This is a genomic window from Pseudidiomarina andamanensis (assembly GCF_009734345.1).
GTDB classification, from domain to species: Bacteria; Pseudomonadota; Gammaproteobacteria; order Enterobacterales; family Alteromonadaceae; genus Pseudidiomarina; species Pseudidiomarina andamanensis.
The window spans coordinates 1,385,248-1,400,428 of the sequence record NZ_CP032551.1 but is presented as its reverse complement, the minus strand read 5'-3'; the positions used below and the strand labels follow the sequence as shown (position 1 = coordinate 1,400,428).

14 protein-coding genes are annotated in these 15,181 nt (G+C 47.8%); 4 read left to right on the top strand and 10 right to left on the bottom strand.

Annotated features, from left to right (window positions below; genetic code table 11):
• Positions 1-2: 2 nt before the first annotated feature.
• The 5 genes from apaG to D3795_RS06655 are packed head-to-tail and all read right to left on the bottom strand — an operon-like array spanning position 3 to position 5,731.
• Positions 3-371: a Co2+/Mg2+ efflux protein ApaG gene (apaG, locus tag D3795_RS06675; RefSeq protein WP_173021000.1), complete on the bottom strand. Its 369-nt coding sequence runs from the start codon at positions 369-371 to the stop codon at positions 3-5.
• Positions 358-1,173, bottom strand: coding sequence for a 16S rRNA (adenine(1518)-N(6)/adenine(1519)-N(6))-dimethyltransferase RsmA (gene rsmA, locus D3795_RS06670; RefSeq protein ID WP_156267282.1), 816 nt, complete (start codon positions 1,171-1,173; stop codon positions 358-360). The genes apaG and rsmA overlap by 14 nt, the downstream gene beginning before the upstream one ends.
• Entirely contained in the window at positions 1,170-2,150 is a 981-nt protein-coding gene (gene pdxA, locus D3795_RS06665; protein ID WP_156267280.1) for a 4-hydroxythreonine-4-phosphate dehydrogenase PdxA, read from the bottom strand. Before pdxA ends, rsmA begins: the two co-directional genes overlap by 4 nt.
• Before the next feature lie 8 nt (positions 2,151-2,158).
• Positions 2,159-3,445 (bottom strand): peptidylprolyl isomerase SurA, encoded by a 1,287-nt coding sequence (surA, locus tag D3795_RS06660; RefSeq protein WP_156267278.1) that lies wholly within the window; start codon positions 3,443-3,445, stop codon positions 2,159-2,161.
• 9 nt (positions 3,446-3,454) lie between these two features.
• On the bottom strand, positions 3,455-5,731 hold the full coding sequence (locus D3795_RS06655) for an LPS-assembly protein LptD (protein WP_156267276.1): 2,277 nt from the start codon (positions 5,729-5,731) through the stop codon (positions 3,455-3,457).
• Between the two features lie 147 nt (positions 5,732-5,878).
• Between D3795_RS06655 and D3795_RS06650 the strand changes: the two genes are divergently transcribed.
• The 3 genes from D3795_RS06650 to djlA are packed head-to-tail and all read left to right on the top strand — an operon-like array spanning position 5,879 to position 8,342.
• Complete coding sequence (locus D3795_RS06650) at positions 5,879-6,883, top strand: aminoglycoside phosphotransferase family protein (RefSeq protein WP_156267275.1); 1,005 nt, start codon at positions 5,879-5,881, stop codon at positions 6,881-6,883.
• Between the two features lie 8 nt (positions 6,884-6,891).
• Complete coding sequence (gene murU, locus D3795_RS06645) at positions 6,892-7,560, top strand: N-acetylmuramate alpha-1-phosphate uridylyltransferase MurU (RefSeq protein WP_310942458.1); 669 nt, start codon at positions 6,892-6,894, stop codon at positions 7,558-7,560.
• Entirely contained in the window at positions 7,557-8,342 is a 786-nt protein-coding gene (djlA, locus tag D3795_RS06640; protein ID WP_156267272.1) for a co-chaperone DjlA, read from the top strand. Before murU ends, djlA begins: the two co-directional genes overlap by 4 nt.
• On the opposite strand, the gene D3795_RS06635 is transcribed toward djlA, so the two are convergent.
• Both D3795_RS06635 and D3795_RS06630 read right to left on the bottom strand, forming a co-directional pair.
• Complete coding sequence (locus D3795_RS06635; protein WP_156267270.1) at positions 8,320-8,976, bottom strand: pseudouridine synthase; 657 nt, start codon at positions 8,974-8,976, stop codon at positions 8,320-8,322. The genes djlA and D3795_RS06635 overlap by 23 nt on opposite strands.
• Positions 8,973-11,651: a helicase-related protein gene (locus D3795_RS06630; protein WP_310942446.1), complete on the bottom strand. Its 2,679-nt coding sequence runs from the start codon at positions 11,649-11,651 to the stop codon at positions 8,973-8,975. Before D3795_RS06630 ends, D3795_RS06635 begins: the two co-directional genes overlap by 4 nt.
• Before the next feature lie 158 nt (positions 11,652-11,809).
• On the opposite strand from D3795_RS06630, the gene D3795_RS06625 reads away from it, so the two are divergent.
• Positions 11,810-13,195, top strand: coding sequence for a PhoH family protein (locus D3795_RS06625; protein WP_156267268.1), 1,386 nt, complete (start codon positions 11,810-11,812; stop codon positions 13,193-13,195).
• Here the strand turns inward: D3795_RS06625 and ruvX are convergent.
• The 3 genes from ruvX to gshB are packed head-to-tail and all read right to left on the bottom strand — an operon-like array spanning position 13,192 to position 15,152.
• Positions 13,192-13,602: a Holliday junction resolvase RuvX gene (ruvX, locus tag D3795_RS06620; RefSeq protein WP_156267267.1), complete on the bottom strand. Its 411-nt coding sequence runs from the start codon at positions 13,600-13,602 to the stop codon at positions 13,192-13,194. The genes D3795_RS06625 and ruvX overlap by 4 nt on opposite strands.
• Entirely contained in the window at positions 13,599-14,165 is a 567-nt protein-coding gene (locus D3795_RS06615) for a YqgE/AlgH family protein (RefSeq protein WP_156267265.1), read from the bottom strand. The genes ruvX and D3795_RS06615 overlap by 4 nt, the downstream gene beginning before the upstream one ends.
• Before the next feature lie 39 nt (positions 14,166-14,204).
• Positions 14,205-15,152, bottom strand: a complete 948-nt coding sequence (gene gshB / locus D3795_RS06610; RefSeq protein WP_156267263.1) for a glutathione synthase — start codon at positions 15,150-15,152, stop codon at positions 14,205-14,207.
• Positions 15,153-15,181: the final 29 nt, after the last annotated feature.

Here is a 15,181-nt window from a genome sequence, read left to right as displayed (position 1 = left end):
GACTAATGAATGATGTTCGGAATAGCGAGTCGGAACGAAGGAATTTCAACATCAAAATGCTCGCCCGAGTTTGAAACCATGGTGTAAAAGCCTTCCATGGTGCCGATTGGCGTCGCTAAAACGGTACCACTGGTATAGCTATAGCTCTCGCCAGGTGCGATATGTGGTTGCTCACCCACAACACCGTCACCGGCCACACGGGTAATTTTATGATCGGCGTCGGTTATCTTCCAAGCTCGTTTCAGTAACTGAACAGTCACGTCGGATTGGTTGGTAATGGTGATGGTGTAAGCGAATGCATATTCATTCGCGCTCTCATCTGAATGCGAAGCAATAAAATGAGTTTTCACTTGAATGTCAATATGATGCATGGTCACCTTGCTGCTCACTGTACCAGTTCGCCAGTCGGCAATAGTCTGCTACAGATAATGTTTCTGGACGTGCGCCTGGGTCAATACCAAGAGCCTCGAGCTGCTCGTCGTTCATAATTTGTTTGAGGTTATTACGAATTGTTTTACGACGTTGATTAAACGCAATCAAACAAATTTTATGTAATGCTTTGCGATCGTTGACTGGGTAAGGCGATGTTTTGTGCGGCACCAGTCGTACTACAGCAGACTCCACCTTTGGCGGCGGCGTGAAAGCCCCAGGTGGTACCATCAATACCGGTTCAACTGCGTATGCTTGTTGGATAGCAACACTAATTCGTCCATAGGCTTTACTGTTCGGCTCTGCGGCTAAACGTTCGACAACCTCTTTCTGCAACATAAAGTGCATATCTTCCACAACTTCCAAGTGTTCCAATAAGTGGAAGATAAGCGGCGTAGAAATGTTGTAGGGCAGGTTACCAAAAACACGTATCGGTTGCTCGCTGGCAAACTGACGAAAATCTGTTTTTAATGCATCGCCGCGAAATACCGTTAATTTACTTTGCAGAAATGGATGCTGTTCAAGGCGATCAGCAAGATCGCGATCTAACTCAACCACCGTTAGCTTACCGGCGCGTTCCACAACTGGCTCAGTGAGAGCGGCTAAACCCGGACCAATTTCAACAAGGTTATCGCTTGGTTGTGGGTTAATTGCGTCAACAATATCGTTGATGACGAATTGATCATGTAGGAAGTTTTGTCCAAAGCGCTTTCTTGCGCGGTGACCCAAATGTGTTTTTGTCATCGATTTACCATGTCGATTGCAGTGCGCAAAGCGAGTAATGCACTACTGTCATCTATGTTGTGTGTGCCAGCCCGATCCAAGGCAGTGCCGTGGTCGACTGAAGTGCGAATAAATGGCAACCCTAAGGTTATATTGATGGCATTGCCAAAGCCCTTGTATTTTAACACAGGTAAACCCTGGTCATGATACATTGCGACAATGGCGTCAGCTTCGGCTAAATAATGCGGCTGAAAAACTGTGTCGGCCGGATAGGGGCCAGAGACATCAAACCCTTGCTCGCACATGGATTGTATCGCTGGGATAATATGATCGATTTCTTCTCGTCCTAAGTGCCCTTGTTCACCCGCGTGAGGATTTAATCCACAGACTAAAATTCGAGGGTTTGCGATTCCCCATTTCTTGGCTAAATCGGCATGAAGAATTTGCAGGGTTTCTTCGACAGCGGAGCGGGTAATTGCTGCGGGAACGTCTTTTAATGGTAAGTGAGTTGTCACTAACGCCACACGTAAGCCTTCCGTTGCCAACATCATCACCACGCGCGGTGTTTTGCTATGTTGAGCGAAAAACTCGGTATGGCCGCTAAACGGAATGCCAGCCTGATTGATCACACCTTTGTGAACTGGGCCTGTAACCACCGCCGCAAATTCGCGACTTAAGCAACCCCGACTGGCGCGCTCGAGAGTGGTTAAAACATAATTGGCATTGTTGCTATTGAGTTGTTGAACAACGACGTTTTCAGTAAGGGGAATATGACAGACTGTTAATGAACCTGCAGTTTGAGCAACAGCAGGTTCATCAGGTTCATAATTGCGAATAGTTAAAGGGAGATTTAACAGCGCTGCACGTTGCGCGAGCAACGATGCATCGGCTATCACAACAAGTTCAATCGGCCAAGCATGTTGCGCGAGTTTGACAATTAAATCAGGCCCGATACCAGCCGGTTCACCTGGAGTAAATGCAATTCGCGCAACCGTCATCGTTTGCCTTATTGAATCAATGTTTCAATGTATGCTTGATCGCGTAATTCTTGTTGCCAGTTTTCAAGCTCTTCTTGATACTTCCGGCTAAATAATAGCTGATAAGCACGGTTTTGCTGACTGCGCTTGGTTGCGTCCAACTGTCGACGGTCTAACACCTCAACAATGTGCCAGCCAAACTGTGTTTCAAATGGCTCGCTTAACTCACCAATTGGTAACCGCTCAACTTTACGCTTAAACTCTTCCGCATAAATATTAGGCTCTGCCCAACCAAGGTCACCGCCCATCGCCGCAGAACCTGGATCAGCCGAATGCTCGCGTGCAGCGTCAGCAAATTCTACTTCTCCAGCAAGAATACTCTCGCGAATTCCAGCAAGCTTTTCTTGCGCTTTGCGTTCAGACAGGATAATCGATGGTGTAATAAGAATATGACGCGCTTTCACTTCATCCACTTGTACTTGCTCAATACCGCGGACATCGCTGACTTTCAAAATATGAAAACCGACGCCGCTGCGAAGTGGGCCAATAAACTCGCCTTTACCTTTATCGCGAACCGCATCAGCAAATAGTGTTGGCATCGCATTAATATTCATCCAGCCAAGGTCACCACCTTCAAGTGCGCGTGGGCCTGACGATGATGTGATTGCGGCTTGCGAGAAGTCGGCACCATTACGTAAGCGCTCTAACAACTTCTCTGCGCGTTCGCGGGTTGATTGCACCTCGTCAGCATTTGCGCCCTCACGAAAACCAACCAAGATGTGACTCAGACGATATTCAACTTCCTGCTCAGTCATTTCCTTCATCGCATTCACAAGGTTTTCGATTTCTTGTGGTGACACATAAACGCGTCGACGTACGGTGGCGCGCTGAGTCTCAGTGATAATCATCTCTTTGCGAATCGATTCACGATAATTTTCCCAGTTGGTGCCGCTCGCTTCAATCGTCGAGCGCAACTCGTCTACTGACATATTCTGATCTTGGGCAATCGCTTCCAATGCTTGCTGAAGCTGCGTGTCTGAAATGGTGATGCCCATACGCTGTGCCATTTGCAATTGCAGTTCAGCCAAGATCAAGCGATCCATAGCTTGAATGCGTAAGACTCTGTCTGATGGCAGTTCGGTACCTTTTTGTTGCGCACCGCGTTTCACTTGTTGAAGCAATTGCTCAACTTCGCTTTGTAGAACGACGCCTTCGTTGACAACAACCGCAACACGGTCGAGAACTTGTTGGCTCGATGCCGACATGCTCAGTGATAGCAGCATTGCTGCAACGAAAACTTTTACAATTTTACCCATGAATACTACCTAGTTGCTTAAGTGGAATGGGTGACGGTAACCAAATAGACTTTGTTCAAGCATATCCAGTAAGCTTCGATTATCGCTTCCCAAACCTTTAATTATGAATTGTACACTAATACCGTTATCAAACTCTGGTGCACCGACTTCAGGTAAACCGGCATTCAATTCTAAATTGCGATTGATGCGACGGTAACCACTCACTCGCATGGCCCAACAACAATCGCTGTACTGTAACGCAATGAAGGCATCGTTGGTACGACTGTTTTGCAAATCATAGTACCAATTTGATGCTAACTGCCAACTTGGGCTGAGTTCTACGACACCCAACATGCCAACTTGTTCCACGTCATTTTCAAGTAAATTAGTTACGGTACGGTGGCTAAACTGAATCAAGTTAAACTCATTGAGCCGATACTCAAGAGTGGTTTGGCTTTTACGTGTGCTGTTCAGCTCTAAGTTGTATTGAATAGAGCTATTAAAGTACATGTTGTTATTAATTCGAAAGCGTGTTTCTAGTGCTAAATCAGAACGATTCTCTGACGTTGCGGTGCTCGTTTCAAAAAGCTGTGTTTCGCTATTCTCGAAATAATAAATTTGCCCGAAACTGATTCGCGCAATTTCACGAGCCTGCTGATCAAACAAACTAGATGATGCACCAATCGTAACTTGGTTCGCATCGGCTATTCGGTCGAGACCTGAGAAACGGCGTGCTCGAAAGAGCCCCTGATAGTCATCCTGCATTAAGGTTGAATCGTAGATACCAATACCGGACTGATCGCGAAATGGTGTATACAAATATTGAATTTGCGGTTGCAGTGTATGCGTATAGATTTGCTGTTTAATATCTATGCTACGCTCGAGGTTAACGCGACCACGCCAGCGAAAAGTTGGTAAGCCACGTGATGGGTTTTCAGTACGCCCGCGTTCTAAATCTGTTTCTTGATCGTAATAAGTATATGCGTAACTGAGTTCAGCTAACCAATCATAACCAGGTTGTTCTAAGTGATAACTTACTTGCGGTTCGACATGCACCCGAGTGGCTGTATCGCGGCTTAGATCTTGGTTTTGAAAATGCGACATTTCTGAAAATAATGAAAAATCGATGTCTAACCCAACATCAGCTGTGTAGTAACTTTTGATTTGTGGCATGGTGCGATAAGGCGAACGATACGAACCGAGCAGTTCAAAATCCTCCGCCCGCATTGTCACTTGCCAATCATCACTCAAATAATCGAGTTGCGCATGGCGATACAATTGCGCATCCGCACGCCCAGCAAAATCACTACCCAGATCATTCAGGTAGTCATCATCGCTGATAAACGTTCCGTTAATGTAACCTCGCCAATGTTTACCCCAATACTGGCTTTGTTCAACACGCCAAAAATATCGAGCAGCTTGATCCTCAGTACTCTTGTCCTTTTCTAAGTAGGCGACATTATACTGGCCGCTACCTGATTCACTGAGAGCCCGGAACTCGGCTTGAATTTGAGTGCCGCGCTCCGCCATATAACGCGGCGCAATGGTCGCGTCCATATTCGGCGCAATATTGAAGTAGTAAGGTAATTCAACCTCAAACCCGTTCTTTTGTGAGGAACCAAAGGTGGGAAATAAGAACCCCGACTTCCGCGCATCGGTAACTGGAAAATTGATGTAAGGCAGATACAGAACGGGTACGCCAAACAGTTCAAACTTAGCATGCCAAGCTTCGCCCCATTCATCGTTTTCGTTCAATGAAATTTCTTGGGCGCTCATTTGCCAGACTGGACTATCACTTGGGCAGGTTGTAAATGTTGAGCCCTCTAGCAGAACTTGTTGTGATGACAACGATAATATATCGGCTTTACCATGGGCGCCGGTCTCTGTTAGCTGATATTCAGCGCCACTCAGAAACGCACGGTTCTCACCAGAGTTTAAGCGAAAGTTCTCCGATGAAACTTGAACGTAACCATCGGTAAACAGCGTTGCGCCGCTTGCGTTGATATTCCCGCTTTGTTGGTCGATTTGCGCCTGTTCGGTTCTCAGCTGTTGTTGATCGAATTGAACTTCAACGTTACCGAAAAATGAGGCGACTTGAGATTGTGAGTCAATATCTGCGCGGTCGGCACGCACACCGATGGCACCAGGTTGTAAGTCACTTATCGGCGTAATTGGCGTGGTAAATAATGGCGCTGGTAGTGGGCAAACTTCAGACAGCGCGGCACGAGATGACTGCTGCGCATGAACAGTGGCACAACTAATACCTAGTGCGACTGTCCAAAATGACGTCTGAAAAATTTTCTGCATGGAGCCGTTTACCCTGGGTTGTCCTTCACAATGTGCAGGGTATGATAAAGCAATTTTTATTCTGTCGCCATTTGCTACACTGTGGTTTTTTTAGAATCTTACGAAAGCTGACCGAGTTGGCGACTAATTGTGCACTGTGAGGGTGATGTGAACGAACAACGAGAACTGAAACTGCAAGCTTGGTGTGAAGCGGTAACTGGGTATCATCAACAACAATTGCAGCCGGTTTCTGGGGATGCCAGCTTTCGTCGTTATTTTCGCTGTTCCGACGGTCGCCGCAGTCTGATTGCGGTCGATGCACCGCCACCACAGGAATCGTTACAGCCATTTATGGCTATCGCACAGGCATACGCTGAAGCTGGTGTCGCCGTTCCAGTGGTTATTGCGGCGGATGAAAAACAAGGGTTTATGCTGCTGAGTGATCTAGGTTCTACGTTGTTACTTAGCGAGCTCACAGACACGACAATGTTAGGGTGGTATCGCAAAGCATTGCATGACCTCTGTGACTTGATGCCAGTAACTCGCACCGAATTGGGGGAGTTACCGTCATATGATACCGCTCTGCTGCGGCGTGAAATTGACCTATTTCATGACTGGCTGGTGGTTGAGCACTTGGGATTAAGCCTCACGTCCGAGCAACAAGCAATGTGGCAACGCGTAGGTGAAGTGTTGATAGAAAATGCACTCGAGCAACCACAGGTTGGCGTTCACCGAGATTTTCATGCGCGCAATATCATGGTGCAAGCAAACGGCTCGCTTGCTTATATTGACTTTCAAGATGCGGTAAAAGGGCCGATAACTTACGATGCCGTTAGTCTGTTGCGCGACTGTTATGTTCGCTGGCCACAACAGCAAGTTATCAAGCTAAGTCAGGAGCTATTTGAGCGTTTACGCGAGCAACAGCTTGTTCCAGCTTCAGTTGAACAATCACAGTGGCAACGCTGGTTTGATTTAATGGGTATGCAGCGCCATACCAAAGCCGCTGGTATTTTTGCACGACTTTATCACCGCGATGGCAAGTCGGGGTATTTGCAAGATATTCCGAGAACAGTGGGTTATTTGTACGATATTGCAGGACTGTATCCAGAGTTTGCAGATTATCGGCGTTGGCTCGCAGAACAGATTCAACCTGCACTGCAGGAGCGCATCTAGTGCGAGCAATGATCTTAGCTGCTGGCCGCGGTGAGCGAATGCGGCCACTGACGGACACGACACCGAAGCCACTGCTGAAAGTGCGTGATAAACCGTTGATTGTCTACCATTTGGAAAAACTTGCCGCACAGGGCGTTCAGCAAGTGGTGATTAACCATGCATGGTTGGGTGAGCAGTTAGAGCAAACTCTCGGTAGCGGCAAGCAATTTGGCCTGGAGATTCTGTATTCACCAGAGCCGCAGGGCGGATTAGAAACCGCTGGTGGCATCATTCGAGCGTTGCCCATGCTCGGCAACGAACCATTCTGGTTAATCAACGGTGATATTTTCACCACATTAGACTTCAGCGAGTTACCACGCAAGCTTCCTGATGGCGTGGCTGCTCATCTATTGCTCGCGCAAAACCCGCCACATAATGCGCGCGGCGACTTTGCAGTTCGAGGTGGCATGTTACAATCCGCAACAGAGACAGCTCAAACCTATACCTATACAGGCATGGGATTGTTTTCGCCGCAGTTATTTCAAACCTACCAACCAGGTAGTGAAGCGTTTGTTCGACTGCGCCCCTTTCTAGACAGCGGTATTATGAATGAACAGATCGCAGCATCTGTTATTTCTGCGGAGTGGACCGATGTTGGCACTCCCGAGCGCTTAGCACAATTACAGGAGCACCCATGATTTGGGGTAAAATTCTCGGCGGCTTTTTCGGCTTTTTATTTGCGCGATTTATCGGCCTATTGCTCGGGCTAATGATTGGCCATTGGTTTGATAAATCACTGACTCGTGCGATGCAGCAGAACAACACGCAGCCGCAGCAATTCGTGAGTACATTGTTTGCGGTATTAGGGCATTTAGCGAAATCCAAAGGCCGTGTTACTGAGCAAGATATTGATTATGTGACGCGCCTGATGGACCATTTGCAGCTCTCAGAAGAAGCTCGCGTTGAAGCTCAAGAGAGTTTTCGCCAAGGCAAGCAATCGGACTTTCCGTTAACCCAACGGGTTCAGCAACTGCGTTCTCAATTAGCGTGGCGGCGCGATTTGTTGCAGTTTTTCCTTGAACAGTTACTCACCATTGCGCTGCACGACGGCCAGCTTGATCAAGCCGAGTACGATGTTTTACTAAAAGTAACCCAAGCACTCGGATTTCGTCGTGCTCAACTGGATATCTTATTGCAAATGGCACAAGCCGGGCAGCGATTTGGAACGGGTGGTAGTTCGCAGCAGTACAGTCAGCAAACAACGGCGAACCAACTTGATGATGCCTACGCAGTGTTGGGTATGAGCCGCTCAGCGAGTTTTTCTGAGGTGAAAAAAGCCTATCGTAAATTAATGAACAAGCATCATCCGGATAAGCTTGCTGCACAAGGTTTACCGCCGGAAATGCGTGAATCAGCGCGCGCCAAAGCGCAGCAAATTCAAGCAGCTTACGAACTCATTAAAAGTCGGCAGGGCAGTTAAACGTCAAACGTTCGCCGCTGGAGGGATGATCAAACGCTAAGTGTTCCGCGTGCAACAGCAATCGTTCTGCAGCGGCGTACCCTTCAGCGGTCGCATAGAATTTATCACCAAGTATTGGGGTGCCTAGTGCTTGCATGTGAACCCGCAGTTGATGCGAACGGCCGGTATAAGGTGTCAATGCGACAATATCGCCATGCGCATGTTCGCCAATCACTTGATAGAGTGTGAGTGCGGGCTTGCCAAGAACCAAATCAACCATTTGCCGTGGTCGATTTGGCCAATCACAACGCAATGCGAGGTCGACCGCGCCACGCTGCGCAGGTAACTTCCCCCAAACAAAAGCTCGATAACGTTTACCCACCGTGCGGCGTTCAAACTGACGTTGCAGCGATGCTTGCGCCACTTTATTTCGCGCAAACACCAACAACCCTGATGTGGCCATATCCAAGCGATGAATAATGCGAACTTGTGGACAACTGCGTTCGAGACGAAACCATGCCGAATCGCGATGCTCGGGGGCTTTTCCAGGAACACTAAGTAAGCCGCTGGGTTTGTTGATTACCACCACATCGTTGTCATTATAGATAATGTCTAAATATGGCGTTGTCGGTGGTGAATAGTGCAATAATGTCATGCTGGCATATTCACCATGATGCGCACTGAATCAAGCTGCAACAATGGCTGCTCAAAGGCTGCAAGAAGCTCCTCGCGGCGCTGCTTAACTGCTGCAATTTCGCTCTCCCGAACTAACGGATTCGTTTGTTGTAACTTGAGTAAGCGATTTAAATCCGTAGAAAGCTGAGTATTGACTTGTTCTGCAGCACGTTCGATAGCCTTTTGTTGCTGCAGCTCCGCTGGTTTCCAAGCCGTTTGAATAGCTTGCTGGCACTCAGAGCGTAATTGCTTAAGTAACAATCGTGCTTGTTTTTTATCGAGGAACTGGAGGTGTTTATCCAAGACGCCCGGCGCCACTTTGTCGGTTAAATCGCGTGCTTGACCGTCCAGTAGAACGCGGAAGCTATGATGCGGATAAAATTCCTGTACGGCGAGTTGCTTTGGCGCCAAGACGACACTGCTGAACTGCAGTTCAATAAACCATGCACCAGCGGTTAACGCACGGTTTTGCAGTAGTGCGACTGCGGTGCTACCAAAGGTGTCACGCGTTAATAATTCAAGCGCTTGCTGCACCAGTGGGTGATCCCAGCTCAAGAATGTGACGTCTTCATGCGCTAATGCATAAGAACGAGAGAAGGTTACTGTCAAACCTTCTTCAGGTAATCCGGCCATTGGTATACGCATTTGCTCAGTTGGATAGAGCCAACCACTCTCGTCATTCAGTCGATCGAACTCGAGGCCAAAGCGATCCCAAAACGACAACATAAACAGCTCGAGTTCAGCTGCTTGTTGAATCGTTTTAATCGCTTCTAGTAACGTGTTCATTTGATGTGGACGAAACGCGTTGAGTTCTTGCAAGCGATCGCGCCCTGCGTCTGCTGCAACGCGCATCTTAGCGGCCAAGTCACGCGTTTCTTGCAGCGTCGTTTCGAACAAGTCCTGATCAAAATCGGCATTGGCTTGGCTATCAATTAATTGCTCAAGCGCTGGCGCAAAGTGTTGGTGTAACATGGCGCCAATAGCATTGGTTTGGGTGAAGGCATTCATGGCTTCATACCAAGCAAACAAGATTTGTTCGGCGCTATTCGCAACCACTGGCACATGAATGTAAATGTCATCTTTTTGGCCGAGCCTATCAAGCCGGCCAATTCGTTGCTCCAATAAATCAGGATGCCGCGGTAGGTCGAACAGGATCAGGTGTTGAGCAAACTGGAAGTTACGCCCTTCGCTCCCAATTTCAGAACACAGAAGTAACTGACAGCCATCTTCAGGGCTGGCAAAGTAGGCGGCAGCACGGTCGCGCTCAACTAAGCTTAGTCCTTCGTGAAATACTGCGGCATGAATACCTTGTTGTACGCGCAACATCTCATGCAGTGCCAAAACCAATTCGCTGCTTTTACAAATGAGTACAAACTTTTCATTTTTGTGTGATTTAAGCAGGGCAACCAGCCATTCAAAGCGTTTGAGTAGTGCATCACCTTCATCCAGCTCTGTAACCTGCAGATGGCGATTCGGGAAACCACCAATGTGACGACGGCTGTTGCGAAACATCACGCGTCCAGTGCCATAGCTGTCTAATAACTCATCCAGCGCTTCCAACTGCCCGCTGTTAGCTAAGGCTTCAGCTTTTGGAACGAGTGCTTGATAGCTTTCTTGTTCTTCAATAAACGCCTCGAAATCATTAAACCGATCAGGATCTAATAGTTGCAGGCGCGCGAAATGGGCCTCTAACCCGGCTTGCTCTGGCGTCGCGGTTAACAGCAACACACTCGGAATGTGCTGGGTAAGTTGTTGCAGCAATGCAAAGCTCTTTTCTGTAGGAGCAAGTTGGTGAGCTTCATCAACAATAAGTAAGTCCCAACTCACTTCAAATAACTCGCCAGACCAAATCGGGTTTGCAAGTAACGACTGTGGAATTAAAACGAGTTGCTCGCTCGCGAAAATGGCATCGCCATCAAGGGCCGCTTGCTCACATCGTTCAACATCAAATAGGCTAAAGCCTAAGTTAAATCGCCTCAGTAGCTCGACTAACCATTGATGAGCAAGACTGTCTGGCACCACAATTAAGATGCGCTCACTGCGCCCAGTTAATAGGCGTCGTTGCAGTATCAAACCGGCTTCAATGGTTTTACCAAGGCCCACTTCATCGGCGAGCAAAACGCGAGGATGATGACGATCGGCTATTTGACTCGCAACATAAAGCTGGTGCGGTAATAGATCGGCTCGTGCACCGATTAACCCAGCTGCAGGGCTACTTTGCCAGTTGTGCAGGTGCTGCTGTGCTTGCTGACGCAACTGATACATATCGAGGCGATCGACTTTGCCTGCAAGAATGCGTGTTAGCGGATGATTAGTGGCGACTTGTGCTGCAAGCTGCGCTTCGGGTACGACAACAGCTTCGTCGCTGTCATCACGAATACCATGGTAGGTTAACAGTCCATCTTGCTCGTCAACTTGAGTCACACGAAAAGACCAGCCATCACCATGATGACCTTGCTCATCAACCAGCAAACGATAGCGCGCAAGTGGCGCTTCATTCATCGCATAGTGGCGAAACTCGCCGGTAACGGGAAATAACACCGTCACCATGCGTCCTTGAAGCTGACTTACCATACCTAAGCCTTGCTCCATTTCGGTTTCGCTGAGCCAGCGTTGACCAGGAATAAATTGCATTGATGTTGCGTTCGCTACCATGAATAAATGACCTATACAGCATAGTCGATAAAAAGGGCGCACATGGTAGCGAAAATTATTTCAATATTCACACCATTTTCATAAAAGTTAGGCTAGTCTTAGAAATGAATGGCACGTTATCACAATCACTAAAATATCAACGTAGCTTGAGGTCCATTATGACTGAAACCGTTCCAAAGTATTACCTGCTTGATACCAACATTCTCCTCCATGAACCCCTCGCGTTTTTGAATTTTGATGAACACCACGTTGTGATTCCAATGGTGGTGTTAGAAGAACTCGATAATATTAAAGATCGCCATAAAGACGTGAGTCGTGAGGCGCGAACGGCAATTCGCTCGCTGGAAAATGCATTGAAAGATGCGACGCCAGAACAAATTATTGCGGGGGTTCCGTTGAGCAATATGCAAGGTGCTCACCAAGCACAAGGCACCTTGGCAATATTTCCAGACTATCAGTTAAAACAGCAAGATGCGGTGCTTAACCTGTCAGAGAACGACCACCGAATTATTCAGTCGGCACTAGCAATTCAGCATCAGCACCCCAAAACCAAAGTGGTTCTGGTTACCAAAGATATCAACATGCGACTCAAAGCCAAAGGCGCTGGAGTTAAGCATGTGGAGGATTACCGCACCGACCAATTAATTGATGACATTCGCTTCTTATCAAAAGGTTTTGTCGAAATTGAAGGTGATTTCTGGGAACACGTCGGTGAGGTAACCAGCGCGCAAGAGGGACGTGAAACCTTTCATGAAGTGGAACGCGAAGTATTGCCCACAGTATTTCGTAACCAATACATCATTGATCAAACCGAACATTTTGCGGCGAAGGTCGTCGGTTACGATAACCAACACGTGCGTCTTCATGACATTGGCTTTGAACGCATGATGAGTTATCGGGCTTGGGGCATCCAACCGAAGAACATTTACCAAGCGATGGCAATGAATGCGTTGCTTGACCCGGCGATTGATCTTGTCATTCTGACGGGGCCTGCAGGCAGCGGTAAAACCCTTTTAGCGTTAGCTTCGGCATTGGAATTAGTCGTTGAGCAGGGTATTTATGAGAAAATCATTGTGACACGGAATACACCTGAAATTGCTGAGTCGATTGGTTATTTGCCGGGCACAGAAGAAGAGAAAATGGCACCTTGGTTGGCGGCGATTACTGACTCGCTAGAAGTATTGCACAAGCATGATGAAAGTATGGAATCTAGCTTGAATTACATCATGAACAAGGCAAATATTCAGTTCAAATCACTCAACTTTATGCGTGGTCGCAGCATTCAGAACGCGATTGTGTTGTTGGATGAATCGCAGAACCTTACCGCATCGCAGTTGAAAACAATCATTACTCGCTGCGGTACCGGTACTAAAATTATTTGTTCGGGTAACTTAGCGCAGATTGATAGTTATTATTTGACCGCAGTTACGTCAGGTTTAACTTATATCGTGGAGCGCTTTAAAGACTATCCAGGCAGTGCGACGGTCAATCTTAACGGGGTTGTGCGTAGTTCATTGGCACAATACGCAGAAGAGAATCTTTAATTTTGGTTGAAGTAGTCTTCGAGAATTAACTGAGCAGCGGCGCTATCAACTTTGCCCTTTTGCAATTGTTTATAGCCGCCGCGGCCAAATAGCGTTTCTTTCGCTGCTACGGTAGTGAGGCGCTCGTCTTGTAGTACCACGCGAACGCCAAATCGGCCATGGAGTCGGTTCGCAAACTTGCGGGCAAGATCGGTGAGCGGTTGCTCAGTGCCATCCATATTCAGCGGTAAGCCAACCACCAGAAACTCAGGTTGCCATTCTTTGATCAGCTTTTCGACCGCATCCCAATTCGGCTGGCCATCTTTAGCCTTGAGTGCGGCAAGAGGTGAGGCGGTACCGGTAATTGTTTGACCAACCGCCACACCAATACTGTGAGTGCCAAAATCGAAGCCGATAACTTGGCTCATGCATGCCCCACATCAGGGCCGAGCTGCCAGGTTTGAATGCCTAATTTCTTTACGGCTTTTTGCCAGCGTTCTTTGCTCGGAGTGTGAAACAAGATGTCGCTATCAGCAGGGATGGTCAGCCAACTATTCTCGGCTAGCTCACGCTCGAGTTGACCAGCCTCCCAGCCCGCATAGCCTAAGGTAAGTAAGTAGTCACTTGGCATATTGCCTTTACCCATAGCCTCAAGAATATCTTTTGAGGTGGTAATGACAACATCGTCGCTCAATTGTACCGAACTGCGCCAGTTTTGGTCCGTCGAGTGCAACACAAAACCACGGTCACGAGCCAGCGGGCCCCCCGAATAAACAGGGCCGTCAAGGCGTTGATTATGCTCTGGGATCACAATTTCGAGCTTTTCCAATAAATCTTCGACGCTCAGTTCCACCGGTTGATTAATGATGAGCCCCATGGCGCCTTCCGCATTATGTTCACAAATATAGGTGACCGTGCGCGCAAAATACGGGTCATCCATGCTCGGCATGGCAATTAAAAAGTGATTTTGCAGGCTTTGTAAGGTTTCCATCCGTTCAACTTCTCCGCAACAGCATGATGTTTACGACAATCAACACAAGCCAAGTTGGCGCTCAATGGCCTCAAAAACTTTAGCTGCGATATTAATATCATATGCGGCTTCAATTTCACGCATACAAGTAGGACTGGTGACATTAATTTCTGTCACGCGATCGCCAATCACATCTAACCCGACGATGGTTAAACCACGGCGCTTTAATTCTGGCCCAACTTGGCGCGCAAGCTCCCAGTCTGATTCGCTCAGTGGTTGCGGGCGACCGCTGCCACCAGCAGCTAAATTACCTCGCGTTTCACCCGCTGATGGAATGCGAGCGAGGGAATACGGCATTGGCTCGCCATCGATGATTAAAATGCGTTTATCACCGTCAGCAATTTCGGGCAGGTATTTTTGTACCATCGCGAACTGCTGACCGTGATGGGTTAACGTTTCAATAATCACACCTAAATTGGTGCCATCATCGCGAACGCGGAAAATTGAAGCGCCACCCATGCCGTCTAATGGTTTTAAGATAATGTCACGGTGCTGCTCGTGGAATGCACGAATTTGCTCAGCGCGACGGGTGACGATAGTTGGTGGCGTGAGATCTGAGAACCACGCGGTAAATAGTTTTTCGTTACAGTCGCGCAAACTCTGCGGCTTGTTCACCACCAATGCTCCGCGACGCTCGGCGAGTTCTAATAAGTACGTCGCATAAACGAACTCGGTATCAAACGGAGGGTCTTTGCGCATTAAAATGACATCAAAGCTGCCTAAGTTCATTTCCGTCGGTTCGCCCAGCGTGAAAAAATCTGTCGGTTGATCAACGACTTGCACAGACCGAGCATTACCCATTGGTTCACCTTCAATGAGTGATAAATCATTCATGGTGAGATAGTAGATTTCGTAGTCACGTGCCTGAGCCTCAAGCAGCAAACGAAAACTTGTGTCTTTGTAGGTTTTAACCGATTCAATCGGGTCCATTATCATCGCAAGTTTCATTAGAATTCCTTAATTAGGCTAATCAATCG

What these genes read in the sequence shown, in the direction of transcription:
- apaG (WP_173021000.1), bottom strand. Translation starts at nt 371, where the DNA reads ATGCATCATATTGACATTCAAGTGAAAACTCATTTTATTGCTTCGCAT.
- rsmA (WP_156267282.1), bottom strand. Translation starts at nt 1,173, where the DNA reads ATGACAAAAACACATTTGGGTCACCGCGCAAGAAAGCGCTTTGGACAA.
- pdxA (WP_156267280.1), bottom strand. Translation starts at nt 2,150, where the DNA reads ATGACGGTTGCGCGAATTGCATTTACTCCAGGTGAACCGGCTGGTATC.
- surA (WP_156267278.1), bottom strand. Translation starts at nt 3,445, where the DNA reads ATGGGTAAAATTGTAAAAGTTTTCGTTGCAGCAATGCTGCTATCACTG.
- D3795_RS06655 (WP_156267276.1), bottom strand. Translation starts at nt 5,731, where the DNA reads ATGCAGAAAATTTTTCAGACGTCATTTTGGACAGTCGCACTAGGTATT.
- murU (WP_310942458.1), top strand. Translation starts at nt 6,892, where the DNA reads ATGATCTTAGCTGCTGGCCGCGGTGAGCGAATGCGGCCACTGACGGAC.
- djlA (WP_156267272.1), top strand. Translation starts at nt 7,557, where the DNA reads ATGATTTGGGGTAAAATTCTCGGCGGCTTTTTCGGCTTTTTATTTGCG.
- D3795_RS06635 (WP_156267270.1), bottom strand. Translation starts at nt 8,976, where the DNA reads ATGACATTATTGCACTATTCACCACCGACAACGCCATATTTAGACATT.
- D3795_RS06630 (WP_310942446.1), bottom strand. Translation starts at nt 11,651, where the DNA reads ATGGTAGCGAACGCAACATCAATGCAATTTATTCCTGGTCAACGCTGG.
- D3795_RS06625 (WP_156267268.1), top strand. Translation starts at nt 11,810, where the DNA reads ATGACTGAAACCGTTCCAAAGTATTACCTGCTTGATACCAACATTCTC.
- ruvX (WP_156267267.1), bottom strand. Translation starts at nt 13,602, where the DNA reads ATGAGCCAAGTTATCGGCTTCGATTTTGGCACTCACAGTATTGGTGTG.
- D3795_RS06615 (WP_156267265.1), bottom strand. Translation starts at nt 14,165, where the DNA reads ATGGAAACCTTACAAAGCCTGCAAAATCACTTTTTAATTGCCATGCCG.
- gshB (WP_156267263.1), bottom strand. Translation starts at nt 15,152, where the DNA reads ATGAAACTTGCGATGATAATGGACCCGATTGAATCGGTTAAAACCTAC.